We start from the raw sequence: 17,782 nt of genomic DNA, 5'->3' as shown, positions 1-17,782 counted from the left end.
ACGCTTAACCAGTGACGTTTCATGACTGACATTTTAAACCAACGGAGCTTCGAGTTTGACTATGGATAAGATTGAAGTACGTGGGGCTCGCACCCATAATCTGAAAAATCTCCACCTGACTATTCCGCGTGACAAACTTATCGTAATAACCGGTCTTTCCGGCTCCGGCAAATCATCACTGGCGTTTGATACCTTGTATGCGGAGGGTCAGCGGCGTTACGTTGAGTCCTTGTCGGCTTACGCGCGGCAGTTTTTATCGCTGATGGAAAAGCCCGATGTGGATAGCATTGAAGGTTTATCTCCGGCGATTTCGATTGAGCAAAAATCAACCTCGCATAACCCGCGTTCTACCGTGGGTACTATTACCGAAATCTATGACTACTTGCGACTCATGTTTGCCCGCGTTGGCGAACCGCGCTGCCCTACTCACGATGTAACTCTGGCCGCGCAAACCGTATCGCAAATGGTTGATCAGGTTGTGGCGCTGCCAGAAGGCGAAAAGCTGATGTTACTGGCGCCCATTATTCAGGACCGCAAGGGTGAACATACCAAAGTTCTGGAAAACCTGGCAGCGCAAGGCTTTATCCGGGCGCGCATTGACGGTGAGATTTGTGACTTAAGCGATCCACCCACGCTGGAACTGCAGAAAAAGCACACCATTGAAGTAGTAGTTGACCGCATTAAAGTGCGTGAAGGCCTGGAACTGCGCTTGGCCGAGTCCTTTGAAACCGCGCTGGAGCTAACCGGTGGTACCGTGGTAGTAGCGCCGATGGAGAAAACGTCCAAGCTGGACGCCATGATTTTTTCTGCCAACTTCGCCTGTCCGCATTGCGGTTACAGCATGCAGGAACTTGAGCCTCGCTTATTCTCATTTAACAATCCAGCGGGTGCCTGTAGTTCGTGCGATGGTTTGGGTATTGAGCAGTTCTTTGATCCGGAACGCGTGATTACCAACGCTGAGCTGAGCCTAACCGGCGGTGCCATTCGTGGTTGGGACAAGCGCAACTTCTATTACTATCAAATGCTGCAGTCGCTGGCCCGTCATTACAAGTTTGATTTGAATCAGCCATTTAATTCACTGCCTGAAGAAATTCGAAAAGTGGTGTTATATGGCAGCGGTCGCAAAGAGATTGAATTTAGCTACATGAATGACCGTGGCGACCGGGTGGTACGCAATCACCCGTTTGAAGGCATTATTCCAAACATGCAACGCCGCTACCGCGAAACGGATTCGTCGGCAGTGCGTGATGAGCTATCGAAATACCTGGCATCGCAGCCGTGTGAAAGCTGTCACGGCACGCGCTTACGTCAGGAAGCGCGCCATGTGTTTGTGCAAAACACCACCCTACCGGAAATTGTTGATCAGTCTATTGGCGCCGCACTGGAATTTTTTGAGACCTTACAACTGGAAGGTCAGCGGGCGCAAATTGCCGAAAAGATTCTGAAAGAGATAAATGACCGCTTGGGCTTTTTGGTCAATGTAGGCCTGAACTACCTCAGCTTGTCGCGTAGTGCTGAAACCCTCTCCGGCGGTGAAGCCCAGCGTATTCGCCTGGCCAGTCAAATTGGTGCCGGCTTAGTTGGCGTTATGTACGTGCTGGACGAACCGTCCATTGGCTTACATCAACGTGATAACGAACGTTTGCTCAAAACCCTAAATCACCTGCGTGATTTGGGTAACACCGTGATTGTGGTAGAGCATGACGAAGACGCCATTCGCGCAGCTGATCATGTGATTGATATTGGTCCGGGCGCTGGTGTTCACGGCGGTGAAATTGTTGCACAAGGTACCTACGAAGAAATTCTGGCAAGTGAGAATTCACTGACTGCGGATTATCTTTCTGGCCGCAAGCAAATTGATGTGCCGGCAACACGCCACAAACCGGGCAAACATTGGCTTACCCTAAGTGGTGCTTCAGGTAACAACTTAAAAGACGTGACCCTGAAGTTACCTATTGGGGTGATGACCTGTGTTACCGGCGTATCTGGCTCTGGTAAATCAACGCTGATTAACGACACCTTATTCCGCATTGCACACCGCGAACTCAACGGTGCCACTGTGACTGAACCTGCGCCTTACACTTCTGTAGACGGCATGCAGTATCTGGATAAAGTGGTCGATATTGATCAAAGCCCAATTGGCCGTACGCCACGTTCAAATCCGGCTACTTATACCGGCATATTCACACCAATTCGTGAGTTATTTGCCGGCGTTGAAGAAGCCCGGTCACGTGGTTATAAGCCGGGTCGATTCAGCTTTAACGTACGTGGCGGTCGCTGTGAAGCCTGTCAGGGTGACGGCATGATCAAAGTAGAAATGCACTTCCTACCTGATGTGTATGTGCCTTGTGATGTTTGTAAAGGTAAACGCTACAACCGCGAAACTCTGGAAATTCAATACAAGCACAAGAACATAAATGAAGTGCTGGACATGACGGTGGAAGATGCCCGTGAATTCTTTGAGCCGGTGCCTGCCATTGCCCGCAAACTGCAAACCTTAATGGATGTAGGTTTGTCATACATCCGCTTGGGCCAGTCGGCTACGACCTTGTCGGGTGGTGAAGCACAACGGGTGAAGCTATCACGCGAGCTGTCCAAGCGCGATACCGGTAAAACTTTGTATATTCTGGATGAGCCAACCACAGGTTTGCACTTCCACGACATTCAGCAGCTCTTGATTGTGCTGCACCGCTTACGTGACCATGGCAATACCATAGTGATTATTGAACACAATCTGGATGTGATAAAAACCGCCGACTGGATTGTTGATTTGGGTCCTGAAGGTGGTGCCGGTGGTGGTGAAATCTTATTTAGTGATACACCAGAAAAAATCAGCGAATGTGAGCGTTCACATACAGCGCGATTCTTAACGCCTATGCTTACCAACAAAGGTTCCAAGTAGCCACAGAGTTAACAGGAGTGCGAAATTGAGTCAGGAGATAATGAGTGGCGGCCAACAGATCAACGCGCCGGACAATCTCGAATCACTACTGAAGCGCGTGCATGAGCAGGCGCAGAAGCTGAGCGAGGGCGTGGTTGCCAACTATATTCCGGCACTGGCTGAGGTAAACCCAGACCAGTGCGCGCTCACTGTGGCAACTCTGGACGGGCAAATTACCTCGCAGGGCGACTCGCAAACTCAATTTTCAATTCAGTCTATTTCTAAAGTATTTGGTTTGATGCTTGCCATGGAACGGGTTGGCGATGACTTATGGCAACGCGTGCAAATGGAACCTTCCGGTCAGCCTTTTAATTCCATTGTGCAGTTGGAGTGGGAAAAAGGCATTCCGCGTAATCCCATGATTAACGCCGGTGCTATTTTAGTGAGCGATGTACTGGTGAGCCACTATTCCGCTAGTAAATCTGCAGTACTGAGCATGGTTCGTAATCTTTGTGGTGACGACCATGTACAGGCCGATAACCGGGTTCATCAGTCGGAACTCGAACACGGTAGCCGCAATTCCGCACTAGCCTATTTGATGAAGAGCTTCGGCAATATCGAAGCTGACGTTACCGAAGTACTGGATCATTACTTCTGGCAATGCTCGTTAACCATGTCGACAGAGGGTCTGGCTCGCAGTCTGGCTTTTCTGGCCAACCGCGGCACTTGCCCGTTTAGTGGTAAACGTATTACCAGTCACCGCGAAGCCCAGCGTATTAATGCGCTGATGAGCACCAGCGGTATGTATGACCAGTCGGGGCACTTCGCATTTACCGTTGGCTTACCGGCAAAAAGCGGTGTTGGTGGTGGTATTGTAGCGATAGTTCCGGACTATGGCGTGATTGCAGCCTGGAGCCCGCCGTTGAATAGCTACGGTAATTCGGTACGGGGTATGGAAATGATTCGCAAAGTAGCTACCGAACTGGGCCTAAGCGTTTACTAATCCTCTGTAAACTAATTAGTACCAGCGAAGTGGGTGCTAACTATCGGTATTCTGGAACGGCGCCTGGATTTGGAACGAGGTTAGGTTAAAGCTTCGAAACAGTGCATCCAGTTCGCCTTCCGCGTTCAGCTGCTTTAACAAATCGCTCATAATGTGCACATCAATAGCTTTGTCATTATTCACCAGCATAGACAGCGTATAGCTGCTATCCGGCTCTGGTGCGAACGCTAATTTGTCGTAGTACTCGGTGTTTTCTAACGAAGCAATAAATTCATCGGTTAGCATGATCATATCCAACCGGTCATTCATCAACATCCGGATATTCGTCATGTGAGAATTTGACAGGTACATACCATACTCACGCTCAAGTAAATCAGTGGTCGTGCGTTTGCCGGTAAATCCATAATGATAGCCAGCCATACCGCCAATTCGCTTGTTCTGATAGTCGGAAAAGTCGGTATCCTTAATGCCTTCACGCTTGTGCATCACAAAACGCTCACTACCTCGCATTATAGGAGTGGTAACGCCTAAATCAATATTATGCCGGGTAGCGCCCTGTGACCAACCCCATTCGGGCGTTTCGAAAAACATGACATCACAGCAGCCCTCTAGAGATAAAGCCTGGTAGCGAGCTGTTACGGGTACTTCACGCAGAATAAAGCGATAGTTGCTTTGCATAAAGTTCAACGAAGTGATCATTTCGCCAACTAAATTCCTGGGCATTTCTTTTGAGTAGAACGGCGGAAACTCGTACGCAGCCACGTAAACATCAATGGGTTCGTCTGCAATAGCTTTTGGTGACCCTAGCATTAAGATCAATAACACCAAGGTTCTACTAAGAATCGCCACAGTGCCTCTCGCCTGAAATTAGGACTTCATATACTTGTCCGATGAGCGCTAAAAGTCAACCAGAATGCGGCCATCTGCGACGTATAGTGTCGTTTCATTTTGAAAAACGAATAAAAAAAGGCCCCCAATTGGGAGCCTTTTTGAAAATCTATCGGCAATTAAGCGATGATTTTTGATACTACGCCTGCACCTACGGTACGGCCACCTTCACGAATTGCGAAGCGTAAACCTTCGTCCATCGCGATTGGGTGAATCAGCTCAACCACAAACTTCAGGTTGTCGCCAGGCATTACCATTTCAACACCTTCCGGTAATTGAACAGCACCAGTTACGTCCGTTGTACGGAAGTAGAACTGTGGACGGTAGCCTTTGAAGAACGGAGTATGACGGCCGCCTTCTTCTTTGCTCAGTACATACACTTCCGCTTCAAACTGAGTGTGCGGAGTGATTGTACCTGGCTTCGCCAGTACCTGACCACGTTGGATGTCGTCACGCTTAGTACCACGCAACAACGCACCGATGTTCTCGCCTGCACGACCTTCGTCAAGCAGTTTACGGAACATTTCTACGCCCGTTACGATTGTTTTGGTGGTGTCTTTGATACCAACGATTTCTACTTCGTCACCAGTACGCACGATGCCGCGCTCAACACGACCCGTTACTACTGTACCACGGCCTGAAATTGAGAATACGTCTTCGATAGGCATGATGAACGGCTTATCGATGTCACGCTCTGGCTCTGGAATGTATGAATCCAGTGCTTCTGCCAACTCGATGATTTTCTTCTCGTAGCCTTCGTCGCCTTCCAGGGCTTTCAGAGCTGAGCCCTGAATTACCGGCAGGTCGTCGCCTGGGAAGTCGTATTCGCTTAACAGCTCACGTACTTCCATTTCTACCAGCTCTAACAGCTCTTCATCGTCTACCATGTCACATTTGTTCATGAATACGACGATGAATGGTACGCCTACCTGACGTGACAACAGGATGTGCTCACGAGTCTGTGGCATTGGGCCATCAGTCGCGGCTACTACCAGAATGGCGCCGTCCATTTGCGCAGCACCAGTGATCATGTTTTTAACATAGTCAGCGTGGCCTGGGCAGTCTACGTGGGCGTAGTGACGCGCTGGCGTGTCATACTCAACGTGTGAAGTCGCGATGGTGATACCACGCGCTTTTTCTTCTGGAGCGTTATCGATTTGATCGAATGCGCGCGCTGAACCACCGTAGGTTTTTGCCAATACCGACGTGATTGCAGCAGTCAGTGTAGTTTTACCGTGGTCAACGTGGCCAATCGTACCAACGTTCACATGCGGTTTCGAACGTTCAAATTTTTCTTTAGACATGACTTTTCCTTAACTTAAGTTAAAAGTCCGATCCTCTTAAAAGATCGGACCAGACTCTACTTAATCTTTAGTGTTACGAGCAGCAATAACCTGCTCAGCAACGTTGTTTGGAGCTTCAGCGTACTTCAAGAATTCCATTGCATAAGATGCACGGCCCTGAGTCTGCGAACGCAGGTCAGTAGCATAACCGAACATTTCTGATAACGGAACTTGTGCACGCACTTCTTTCAAACCACCCGGAGCATCTTCCATTCCTTCGATGATGCCACGACGACGGTTCAAGTCGCCTACAACGTCACCCATGAAATCTTCCGGAGTAACAACTTCAACTTTCATCATTGGCTCAAGCAGAGCAGGTTTAGCTTGTAATGCGCCTTTCTTGAACGCCATGCTACCTGCAATTTTGAACGCCATTTCTGAAGAGTCGACGTCATGGAAAGAACCATCATACAGAGTCGCTTTCACGCCCAGTACCTGGTAACCGGCTAACACACCGTTTGTCATCTGTTCCTGAATACCCTTGTCTACTGCCGGGATATATTCTTTAGGAACCACACCACCAACGATTTCGTTAACGAATTCGTAGTTAGGTGTATCGTCATCACTGGCGTCGAATTCCATTGGTTCAAGACGTAACCAGACGTGACCAAACTGTCCACGACCACCTGATTGACGTACGAACTTGCCTTCAACTTCCACTTTCTGACGAATACTTTCACGGTAAGCTACCTGCGGCTTACCAACGTTACACTCAACGTTAAATTCGCGCTTCATACGGTCAACAATGATATCAAGGTGAAGTTCACCCATACCAGAGATGATCGTTTGACCGGTTTCTTCATCCGTTTTAACACGGAATGACGGATCTTCTGCAGCCAGTTTACCTAGTGCGATACCCATTTTCTCTTGGTCAGCCTTAGTTTTCGGCTCAACCGCGATAGAAATTACAGGTTCTGGGAATTCCATCCGCTCTAGTGTGATGATGTTATTCGGATCACACAGAGTGTCACCTGTGGTGGTATCTTTCAAACCGATAGCTGCCGCGATATCGCCAGCCAGGATTTCTTTGATTTCCTGACGGTCGTTCGCATGCATCTGAACCATACGGCCGATACGCTCACGCTTACCTTTAACGGTATTCAGAACGGTATCACCTTGCTTCACAACGCCTGAATAGACGCGTAAGAAGGTTAAAGTACCAACGAATGGGTCAGTTGCGATTTTGAACGCCAAGGCCGAGAACGGCTCGTTGTCGTCAGATTTACGCACGCCTTCTGACTCATCATCAAGAATACCGCGGATCGCTTTAACTTCTGTCGGTGCTGGCAAGTATTCAATAACAGCATCTAGTACTGCCTGAACACCCTTGTTCTTAAACGCAGAACCACACAGGGTCAGAACGATTTCGTTATTCAATGTACGTTGACGCAAACCAGCTTTGATTTCAGCTTCAGTCAATTCACCTTCTTCAAGGTATTTGTTCATCAGCTCGTCGTTAGCTTCTGCTGCAGCTTCTACCAATTCGTTGTGGTAATGCTCAGCATCATCAACCATGTCTGCAGGGATGGCTTCATAAGTGAAGGTCATGCCGCTGTCAGCTTCGTTCCAGTTGATAGCTTTCATTTTAATCAAGTCGACTACGCCTTTGAACTCATCTTCAGCGCCAATAGCCAATTGAATTGGTACCGGGTTTGCTGCCAGACGAGTTTTCAGCTGTTCAATAACACGCAAATAGTCAGCGCCGGCACGGTCCATCTTGTTGACGAATACCATGCGTGGTACTTCATATTTGTTTGCTTGACGCCATACAGTCTCAGTTTGCGGCTGCACACCTGAAGAACCACACAGAACAACAACGGCACCATCCAGTACACGTAACGAGCGCTCTACCTCAATGGTAAAGTCAACGTGACCTGGGGTGTCGATGATGTTGATGCGATGTTCAGGGAACTGTGCATCCATACCACGCCAAAATGACGTTACCGCAGCAGACGTGATAGTAATACCACGTTCTTGTTCCTGGGCCATCCAGTCTGTTGTTGCTGCACCGTCGTGCACCTCACCAATTTTGTGAGATAAGCCGGTATAGAACAACACACGTTCGGTCGTGGTCGTTTTTCCTGCGTCTACGTGAGCTACGATACCGATATTGCGGTAGCGCTCAATCGAAGTTTTTCGAGCCACAATAAAATTCCTCTAATGGTTGCTTGTGAATTACCAGCGATAATGAGCAAACGCTTTGTTTGCTTCGGCCATACGGTGGACGTCTTCACGCTTCTTCACAGCAGAGCCTTTGTTTTCTGATGCGTCCAGCATTTCTGCAGCCAGACGTTGAGCCATAGATTTTTCACCCCGAACACGCGCTGCATCAACTAACCAACGCATAGCCAGTGCATTACGACGCACAGGACGTACTTCTACCGGTACTTGATAGGTAGAACCACCAACGCGGCGAGACTTAACCTCTACCGTAGGGCGGATATTGTCCAGTGCTACTTCAAAAACTTCCAAATGCTCTTTCTTTGACTTTTCAGCCATGATGTCTAGAGCATCATAAATAATTTTCTCAGAAACAGCTTTTTTGCCGTCAACCATGACGACATTAATAAATTTAGCCAACAACTCTGATCCGAACTTAGGATCCGGCAGGATTTTACGTTGACCTATGACGCGTCTTCTTGGCATCTCAATATTCTCCGGTTAATTCAGGGTTTCCCCAAAACGTTCTTATGTGTGTTTGGCCTTACTAACGGAGAACCGTTAAGATTTGGGCCGTTTGGCGCCGTACTTAGAGCGGCCTTGGCGACGATCGCCTACGCCTGCACAGTCAAGTGCACCGCGTACTGTGTGATAACGCACACCTGGCAAGTCTTTTACACGACCACCGCGGATAAGTACCACGGAGTGTTCTTGCAAGTTGTGGCCTTCACCACCGATGTACGAACTAACTTCAAAGCCGTTCGTTAAACGCACACGACATACTTTACGCAGTGCCGAGTTTGGTTTTTTCGGGGTGGTAGTATAAACGCGCGTACAAACGCCGCGCTTCTGTGGGCAAGCCTCAAGTGCCGGGACGCTGCTTTTAACAACCGGCTTTTGACGACCTTTGCGCACCAGCTGGTTAACTGTTGCCATTCAATACTCCTGATTATGTTGATGTCGCTCAACAAGGTGAAAAAATCTATTATCCCGCTCAATTTGGGATCCCCAATACGGATTTACCCGAATATAGGGAGGCCGAATTTTAATGGTCATAAATTCACCTGTCAAGAACAGATACAAAAGAGCCAATGCCGTTTCGGGCATTGGCTCTCACATTTGTTTACAGCAATGAACGTTTATTCAGCGTCTTTTGACTCTGAACCTTCGTTCAAGGCGTCCACTAATTGCTGTTCAGCTTCTTCTGCAGTCAGCTTCGGTGCTGCTAATACATCGTTCTGCTCGGCACGTTTACGTGCACGTTCACGATGATAAGCAAAACCAGTACCGGCTGGAATTAAGCGTCCAACAATAACGTTCTCTTTCAAGCCACGCAGGTTGTCGTGCTTACCTTGTACCGCAGCTTCTGTCAGTACGCGCGTAGTTTCCTGGAACGATGCCGCTGAAATAAATGACTCAGTTGACAGTGATGCTTTGGTAATACCAAGTAGCTGACGCTCGTAAGTGGCTGGCATTTTGCCATCCGCTTCCGCTTTGGTATTGGCCGCTAACACTTCTGACAGCTCCATCATCTCGCCTTCCAGCAAGTCGGTTTCGCCCGGGCTTAATATAATTGCCTTACGCAGCATCTGACGAACAATAGTCTCGATGTGCTTATCGTTAATTTTTACACCCTGCAGACGGTAAACTTCCTGCACTTCGTTCACAATGTAGTTAGCTAGTGCGCTAACGCCACGCAAACGTAGAATGTCATGCGGTGCTTCAGGGCCGTCAGCGATAACTTCACCACGGGTCACTTGCTCACCTTCAAAGATGTTCAATTGACGCCATTTCGGAATCATCTCTTCATAATGATCACCGCTTTCAGCAAGGGTAATCACTAAACGACGCTTACCTTTGGTTTCTTTACCAAAGCTTACCGTACCTGTGTGCTCTGCAAGAATTGCAGGCTCTTTCGGACGACGAGCTTCGAATAAGTCGGCAACGCGTGGCAGACCACCGGTGATATCCCGAGTTTTTGAACCTTCCTGCGGAATACGTGCAACAGTGTCACCCACTTTCACTTCGGCGTTATCTTCCAGGTTAATAATTGCGTTACCTGGTAAGAAATACTGAGCCGGAATGTCAGTGCCAACGATGTTCACGTCGTCACCTTTCTTATCAACCAATTTCACCATTGGGCGCATGTCTTTACCGGCGCTGGTACGTTGACCAGTTTCCAGTACAACAATGCTCGACAGGCCAGTCAGTTCGTCGGTTTGACGCGTCATAGTAACGCCATCAATTAAGTCAACAAACTTCAGGTAACCTGCTACCTCGGTAATAATTGGGTGAGTGTGCGGATCCCAGTTGGCTACGATTTCACCAGCGTCGACAGCTTTGCCTTCGCCTTTTTTCAGAATCGCACCGTAAGGAACTTTATAACGCTCGCGCTCACGACCTAATTCATCAATCAGCGTTAGTTCGGTAGAACGTGACGTGATAACCAGGTGGCTATCGCTGTTTTCTACTGACTTCGCATTATGTAGCTTCAAGGTACCGGCGTTTTTAACCTGTACGTTGTTTTCTGCTGATGCCCGTGATGCCGCACCACCGATGTGGAAGGTACGCATGGTTAACTGTGTACCAGGTTCACCGATTGACTGTGCTGCAATAACACCAACCGCTTCACCTTGGTTAACCATGTGGCCACGACCCAGGTCACGACCGTAACAGTTGGCACAAACACCAAAGTCGGTTTCACAGGTAATAACAGAACGAACTTTCACTTCATCAATGGAGTGCTCTTCAAGCACGTCACACATTTTTTCGTCAAGCAGGGTATTCCGTGCCAGCAAGACTTTGCGCTTGCTACCCGGAACTATAACGTCGTCACAAAGTACGCGTCCTAGTACCCGCTCACGCAATGGCTCTACTACGTCACCACCTTCAATCAGCGGTTTCATGTACAGGCCTTCGTGCGTGCCACAGTCTTCTTCAACGATTACTACGTCTTGCGCAACGTCAACCAAACGACGAGTCAGGTAACCTGAGTTCGCAGTTTTCAATGCGGTATCGGCCAAACCTTTACGCGCACCGTGCGTTGAGATGAAGTACTGCAGTACGTTCAAACCTTCACGGAAGTTAGCGGTAATTGGCGTTTCGATGATTGAACCATCTGGTTTCGCCATCAGACCACGCATACCGGCCAACTGACGAATCTGAGCAGGACTACCACGAGCGCCTGAGTCAGCCATCATGTAAACCGAGTTGAACGAGTTTTGCTCTTCGTCCTCACCGTCGCGGTTTTTAACAATTTCTTTCGACAAGTTGTCCATCATGGCTTTCGAAACTTTCTCGTTCGCCGTAGACCAAATATCGATAACTTTGTTGTATTTCTCACCGGCGGTTACCAAACCAGATTCAAACTGGTCCTGAATTTCCGCTACTTCTTCTTCTGCTGCGTCGATAATGTCTTTCTTCGCATCAGGAATAACCATATCGTCGATACCTACCGAGGCACCTGCAATCATGGCGTAGTGGAAACCGGTATACATTAAACGGTCAGCAAAAATAACCGTTGGCTTCAAGCCAAGGTTACGGTACGACGTATTCAATAAGCGACCGATTTGCTTCTTGCCCATGTCCTGGTTAATCATGTCGAAAGGCATACCTTCCGGCAGAATCAATGACAGAATTGAGCGGCCAACGGTAGTTTCATACAACGTGGTTGCTTCGCTACGCTCGCCTTCTTCGCTAATCAGCACTTCATGCAAACGTACTTTTACTTTGGCATGCAATTCAACATCGCCATTGCGGTAAGCACGTTCCGCTTCTTTCGCGTCTTTAAATACCATGCCTTCGCCCTTGCCATTAACTTTGGCGCGGGTCATGTAGTACAAGCCCAATACAACGTCCTGTGAAGGAACGATGATAGGGTCACCACTGGCAGGTGACAGAATGTTGTTGGTTGACATCATCAACGCGCGCGCTTCTAACTGCGCTTCCAGCGTTAATGGAACGTGAACCGCCATTTGGTCACCATCGAAGTCGGCGTTGTAAGCCGCACAAACGAGTGGGTGTAACTGAATGGCTTTACCTTCAATCAGTACCGGTTCGAACGCCTGAATACCAAGACGGTGCAAGGTTGGCGCCCGGTTTAGCATAACCGGATGCTCGCGAATAACTTCGTCTAACACGTCCCAAACTTCCGGGATTTCGCGCTCGACCATTTTCTTCGCAGCTTTAATAGTGGTTGCCAGACCGCGGCCTTCCAGTTTGCCGTAGATGAATGGCTTGAACAGTTCCAATGCCATTTTCTTCGGTAAACCACACTGATGCAGACGCAGTTTAGGACCAACTGTAATTACTGAACGGCCAGAGTAATCAACCCGTTTACCCAGAAGGTTTTGACGGAAACGACCTTGCTTACCTTTGATCATGTCGGCCAAAGATTTCAGAGGACGTTTGTTAGAACCGGTAATAGCGCGACCACGACGACCGTTATCTAACAGCGCATCGACGGCTTCTTGTAACATCCGTTTTTCGTTACGCACGATGATATCTGGCGCAGCCAGATCCAACAGACGCTTCAAACGGTTGTTCCGGTTGATTACACGACGGTATAAATCGTTCAAATCTGACGTTGCAAAGCGACCGCCATCTAGTGGTACCAATGGACGTAAATCCGGTGGTAACACAGGCAGTACTTTCAGAATCATCCACTCTGGCTTGTTGCCAGACATTTGGAAAGATTCTAACAATTTCAGACGCTTGCTGATTTTCTTACGCTTGGTTTCAGAGTTCGTTTCCGGCAACTCTTCACGCAAGGTTTTGATGTCGCCATCAATATCAATTTCGCGTAGCAACGCTAATACGGCTTCGGCACCCATTTTGGCGTCGAATTCGTCGCCATGTTCTTCCAGGGCGTCTAAGTATTCTTCTTCAGTCAGAATACTGCCGGTTTCCAGCGTGGTCATGCCCGCTTCAGTTACCACATAAGATTCGAAATACAGCACCCGCTCGATATCACGCAAGGTCATATCTAGCATTAACCCGATACGGGAAGGTAGTGATTTCAGGAACCAAATGTGTGCAACCGGGCTTGCCAGCTCAATGTGACCCATGCGCTCACGACGCACTTTGGTCAGTGTAACTTCAACGCCACACTTCTCACAGATCACACCGCGGTGCTTCAAACGCTTGTACTTACCGCACAAGCATTCGTAATCTTTCACCGGGCCAAAAATACGCGCACAGAACAAGCCATCACGTTCAGGCTTGAAAGTACGGTAGTTAATGGTTTCCGGCTTTTTCACTTCACCAAATGACCAGCTCCGGATCATGTCCGGCGACGCAAGTCCGATGCGAATCGCATCGAACTCTTCGGTTTGGTTCATCGGTTTTAAAAACTTCAATAAGTCTTTCACGATTTATCTCCTGGCAGTTCGCGTCCGGTGGTCACTCAGTCCTGGTCCAACTCAATGTTGATACCAAGTGAGCGAATTTCCTTCAGTAGTACGTTGAAGGATTCCGGCATACCTGCTTCCATCTGCAAGTCGTTGTCGACGATGTTTTTGTACATCTTCGTACGACCATTTACGTCGTCCGATTTCACCGTCAACATTTCCTGCAATGTATAAGCAGCACCGTAAGCTTCCAGTGCCCACACTTCCATCTCACCGAAGCGCTGACCACCAAATTGAGCTTTACCACCCAAGGGTTGCTGAGTAACCAAGCTGTACGAACCAGTTGAACGTGCGTGCATCTTGTCGTCCACTAAGTGGTTCAACTTCAGCATGTACATGTAACCTACAGTTACATCACGTTCAAAGCGCTCACCAGTGCGGCCATCAAACAATGTGATTTGGCCTGACTCTGGAATGTCAGCAAGTTTCAGCAACGCTTTAATTTCTTCTTCAACGGCACCATCAAATACTGGTGTCGCTGTCGGCAAACCGGCTTTCAGGTTGTCCGCTAAGCGCATCACTTCTTCGTCACTAAAGTCATTTAAATCAACTTCTTGACGTGATTCACCTAAGCTATACACCTGTTGCAGGAAGTCGCGCATTTCAGCCACTTTCTTCTGCTGAGCGATCATGGCTTCGATTTTAATACCGATACCACGAGCGGCCATACCCAAATGGGTTTCCAGAATCTGACCGATGTTCATCCGCGAAGGTACACCCAACGGGTTCAACACGATATCAACTGGATTGCCGTGCTCGTCATGTGGCATGTCTTCCACTGGAACAATGGTAGAAATAACACCTTTGTTACCGTGACGACCTGCTAATTTATCACCAGGTTGAATGCGACGACGAACAGCTAAGTAAACTTTAACAATCTTCAATACGCCCGGCGCTAAATCATCACCTTGGGTGATTTTGCGACGTTTGTTCTCGAATTTATTATCAAAGTCGGCACGAATCTCTTCGTACTGCTGAGCAATTTGCTCTAACTGCAGCTGTGCGTCTTCGTTTTTCAAGTTCTGAGTTAACCACTTACTACGTTCCAGGCCAGCCAATTTCGATTCATCAAAACCATTCGCCAGTAACAAGTTTTTGGCACGGGCATAAATACCCTCTTCCAGAATCTTGAACTCATCCGTTAAATCTTTTTTCACTTTCGCCAGTTGCATTTCTTCAATAGCAACTGCGCGTTTGTCTTTCTCAACGCCATCGCGAGTGAACACCTGTACATCAATAACAGTACCGGTTACGCCGTTAGGCACACGCAGTGAACTGTCTTTAACATCAGATGCTTTCTCACCGAAAATAGCTCGCAACAGTTTCTCTTCCGGAGTTAGCTGGGTTTCGCCCTTCGGCGTTACCTTACCTACCAGAATGTCGCCGCCATTTACTTCAGCGCCTACGTAAACAACGCCAGATTCATCCAGTTTGTTCAGTGCTGACTCACCTACGTTTGGAATATCAGAAGTAATTTCTTCTGAACCAAGTTTGGTATCACGAGCCACACAGTTTAATTCCTGAATGTGAATAGTGGTCATACGATCTTCAATGGCCACACGCTCAGAAATTAGGATGGAATCCTCGAAGTTGTAACCGTTCCAAGGCATGAATGCTACGCGCATGTTCTGACCCAGCGCCAACTCACCTAAATCGGTAGAAGGACCGTCAGCTAACACGTCACCGCGCATAACCGGCTCACCTGAATTCACAGTTGGTAACTGGTTAATACAAGTGTTTTGGTTTGAACGGGTGTATTTCGTCAGGTTGTAGATATCGATACCAGCTTCGCCAGGTACCATCTCTTCTTCATTAACCTTAACAACAATACGACCAGCATCCACGTAATCAACCACACCGCCACGCTTAGCAACTACGGTTACACCCGAGTCGACCGCTACGGTGCGTTCAATACCAGTACCTACCAACGGCTTCTGCGCACGTAAAGTTGGTACTGCCTGACGTTGCATGTTCGAACCCATCAGGGCCCGGTTAGCATCATCGTGTTCCAGGAACGGAATCAGGCTTGCTGCAATAGATACGATCTGTTGCGGCGCCACGTCCATATACTGAACTTGTTCTTTGGTCATCAAGGTAAATTCATTCTTGTGACGACAAGGAACTAAATCATCGGTTAACGCACCTTTGTCGTTCAGGCTTACGTTCGCCTGTGCGATTACAAAGTTACCTTCTTCAATAGCTGACAGATAATCTACGTCATCTGTAACAACGCCATTTTCGATACGGCGGTATGGAGTTTCCAGGAAACCGTATTCATTGGTACGCGCAAAGGTGGCCAATGAGTTAATCAGACCGATGTTCGGGCCTTCCGGAGTTTCGATTGGACATACACGACCATAGTGCGTTGGGTGAACGTCACGTACTTCGAAGCCAGCACGTTCACGGGTCAAGCCACCCGGCCCCAATGCTGAAATACGACGTTTGTGCGTTACTTCTGAAAGTGGGTTGTTTTGGTCCATAAACTGAGACAGCTGGCTGGAACCAAAGAACTCTTTCACTGCGGCACTAATAGGCTTAGCGTTAATTAAATCTTGCGGCATGGTGGCATCAAGGTCACCTAAGCTCAGGCGTTCTTTCACAGCACGCTCTACCCGGACTAAGCCGACGCGGAACTGGTTTTCAGCCATTTCACCAACCGAACGAATACGGCGGTTACCTAAGTGATCGATATCATCAACTTCATCCAGACCGTTACGGATCTCGATAAGTTTTTTCATGACCGATACTATGTCTTCTTTCGACAAAATTCCGCTACCGGTTAAGTCATCACGACCTAAACGACGGTTGAATTTCATGCGACCAACTGCGGATAAATCATAACGATCTTCGCTGAAGAACAGGTTCTCGAATAGAGTTTCTGCAGCTTCTTTAGTTGGCGGCTCGCCAGGACGCATCATGCGATAAATTTCCACCAGCGCTTCAAGGCGATTGGTGCTGTTATCCACACGCAGCGTTTCGCTCATGTAAGGACCGTGGTCCAAATCATTGACGAATAGCGTTTCGAATTTTTTAAAGCCAGCTTCACGCAGTTTTGCCAACAATTCCAGTGTCAATTCACTGTTTGCCGGGGCCACAACTTCGCCAGTTTTCTTCACCACATAATCTTTCGCCAGCACTTTACCGACTAAGTATTCAAGCGGAACTTCCATTTCAGCCGTGTTCAGGCTTTCAATTTGCTTGATGTGGCGCGCAGTAATACGACGACCTTTCTCAACGATAATCTCTTCTTTATCGCCTTTGATGTCGAATTTAGCCGTTTCACCGCGTAAGCGCTCAGGCACTAACTGCATGAACACTTTGTCACGACGTATTTCGTAATACGTAGTGTCGAAGAACATCTCAAGGATTTCTTCGGTGCTGTATTCTAGTGCACGTAAAATGATCGACGCCGGTAATTTACGACGACGGTCAATACGTACGAAAACGTTGTCTTTCGGGTCAAATTCAAAGTCTAACCATGAACCGCGATACGGGATAACCCGCGCGTTATAAAGCACTTTACCCGATGAGTGGGTTTTGCCTTTGTCATGGTCAAAGAATACACCTGGAGAGCGGTGTAACTGAGAAACGATAACACGCTCAGTACCGTTGATAACAAAGGTACCGTTTTCGGTCATCAATGGGATTTCACCCATGTAGACTTCCTGCTCTTTAATGTCTTTTACGGTACCGGCCGCAGCCTCTTTATCGTAAATCACTAAACGCAGTTTGACGCGCAATGGCGCCGAGTAGGTAATACCACGAACTTGACATTCAATTACGTCAAATACGGGTTCACCAAGTTTATAACTAACGTACTGCAATTCCGAATTGCCAGAATAACTCGCAATTGGGAACACCGAACGGAACGCAGCTTCCAGGCCATTATTGGCTTCTGGATCTGGTTCTATGAATTTTTTAAATGAGTCGAGTTGAATCGACAACAGGTAAGGCACTTCCAACACATGTGGACGCTTACCGAAATCCTTGCGAATACGTTTTTTCTCAGAGTAGGAGTACGCCATGGGGTTCCTCAGCTAGCTGATTGATGACCCTAACCACCAGGTCGTGATGGTTAAAAACAGATGTAGCTAATCAT

At 48.1% G+C, this 17,782-nt stretch carries 9 protein-coding genes; 2 read left to right on the top strand and 7 right to left on the bottom strand.

Features of this window, described 5'->3' with window-relative positions; genetic code table 11:
- Window positions 1-61: 61 nt before the first annotated feature.
- The gene (gene uvrA / locus CCE91_RS01860; protein ID WP_086433559.1) at window positions 62-2,902 is read left to right on the top strand and encodes an excinuclease ABC subunit UvrA; all 2,841 of its coding nucleotides are present in this window, start codon (window positions 62-64) and stop codon (window positions 2,900-2,902) included.
- Window positions 2,903-2,942: 40 nt separating this feature from the next.
- Complete coding sequence (gene glsA / locus CCE91_RS01855; protein ID WP_198678014.1) at window positions 2,943-3,884, top strand: glutaminase A; 942 nt, start codon at window positions 2,943-2,945, stop codon at window positions 3,882-3,884.
- Window positions 3,885-3,920: 36 nt separating this feature from the next.
- Here the strand turns inward: glsA and CCE91_RS01850 are convergent, their stop codons facing one another.
- From CCE91_RS01850 to rpoB, 7 genes are all read right to left on the bottom strand, one after another.
- Window positions 3,921-4,733, bottom strand: a complete 813-nt coding sequence (locus CCE91_RS01850) for a substrate-binding periplasmic protein (RefSeq protein ID WP_086433557.1) — start codon at window positions 4,731-4,733, stop codon at window positions 3,921-3,923.
- A gap of 158 nt (window positions 4,734-4,891) precedes the next feature.
- Window positions 4,892-6,076 (bottom strand): elongation factor Tu, encoded by a 1,185-nt coding sequence (gene tuf, locus CCE91_RS01845; RefSeq protein WP_086433545.1) that lies wholly within the window; start codon window positions 6,074-6,076, stop codon window positions 4,892-4,894.
- A 60-nt stretch (window positions 6,077-6,136) separates the two neighbouring features.
- A complete protein-coding gene (gene fusA / locus CCE91_RS01840) occupies window positions 6,137-8,260 on the bottom strand; it encodes an elongation factor G (RefSeq protein ID WP_086433556.1) in 2,124 nt (707 codons plus the stop codon).
- Between the two features lie 30 nt (window positions 8,261-8,290).
- On the bottom strand, window positions 8,291-8,761 hold the full coding sequence (gene rpsG, locus CCE91_RS01835; RefSeq protein WP_086433555.1) for a 30S ribosomal protein S7: 471 nt from the start codon (window positions 8,759-8,761) through the stop codon (window positions 8,291-8,293).
- Window positions 8,762-8,836: 75 nt separating this feature from the next.
- The gene (gene rpsL, locus CCE91_RS01830; protein ID WP_086433554.1) at window positions 8,837-9,211 is read right to left on the bottom strand and encodes a 30S ribosomal protein S12; all 375 of its coding nucleotides are present in this window, start codon (window positions 9,209-9,211) and stop codon (window positions 8,837-8,839) included.
- A 203-nt stretch (window positions 9,212-9,414) separates the two neighbouring features.
- On the bottom strand, window positions 9,415-13,644 hold the full coding sequence (gene rpoC / locus CCE91_RS01825; RefSeq protein WP_086433553.1) for a DNA-directed RNA polymerase subunit beta': 4,230 nt from the start codon (window positions 13,642-13,644) through the stop codon (window positions 9,415-9,417).
- 35 nt (window positions 13,645-13,679) lie between these two features.
- Complete coding sequence (gene rpoB, locus CCE91_RS01820) at window positions 13,680-17,708, bottom strand: DNA-directed RNA polymerase subunit beta (RefSeq protein ID WP_086433552.1); 4,029 nt, start codon at window positions 17,706-17,708, stop codon at window positions 13,680-13,682.
- Window positions 17,709-17,782 lie beyond the last annotated feature (74 nt).

It is taken from the genome of Pseudidiomarina planktonica, assembly GCF_900177775.1.
GTDB classification, from domain to species: Bacteria; Pseudomonadota; Gammaproteobacteria; order Enterobacterales; family Alteromonadaceae; genus Pseudidiomarina; species Pseudidiomarina planktonica.
The sequence above is the reverse complement of the archived record's forward strand: the minus strand, read 5'-3'. Positions and strand labels throughout refer to the sequence as shown.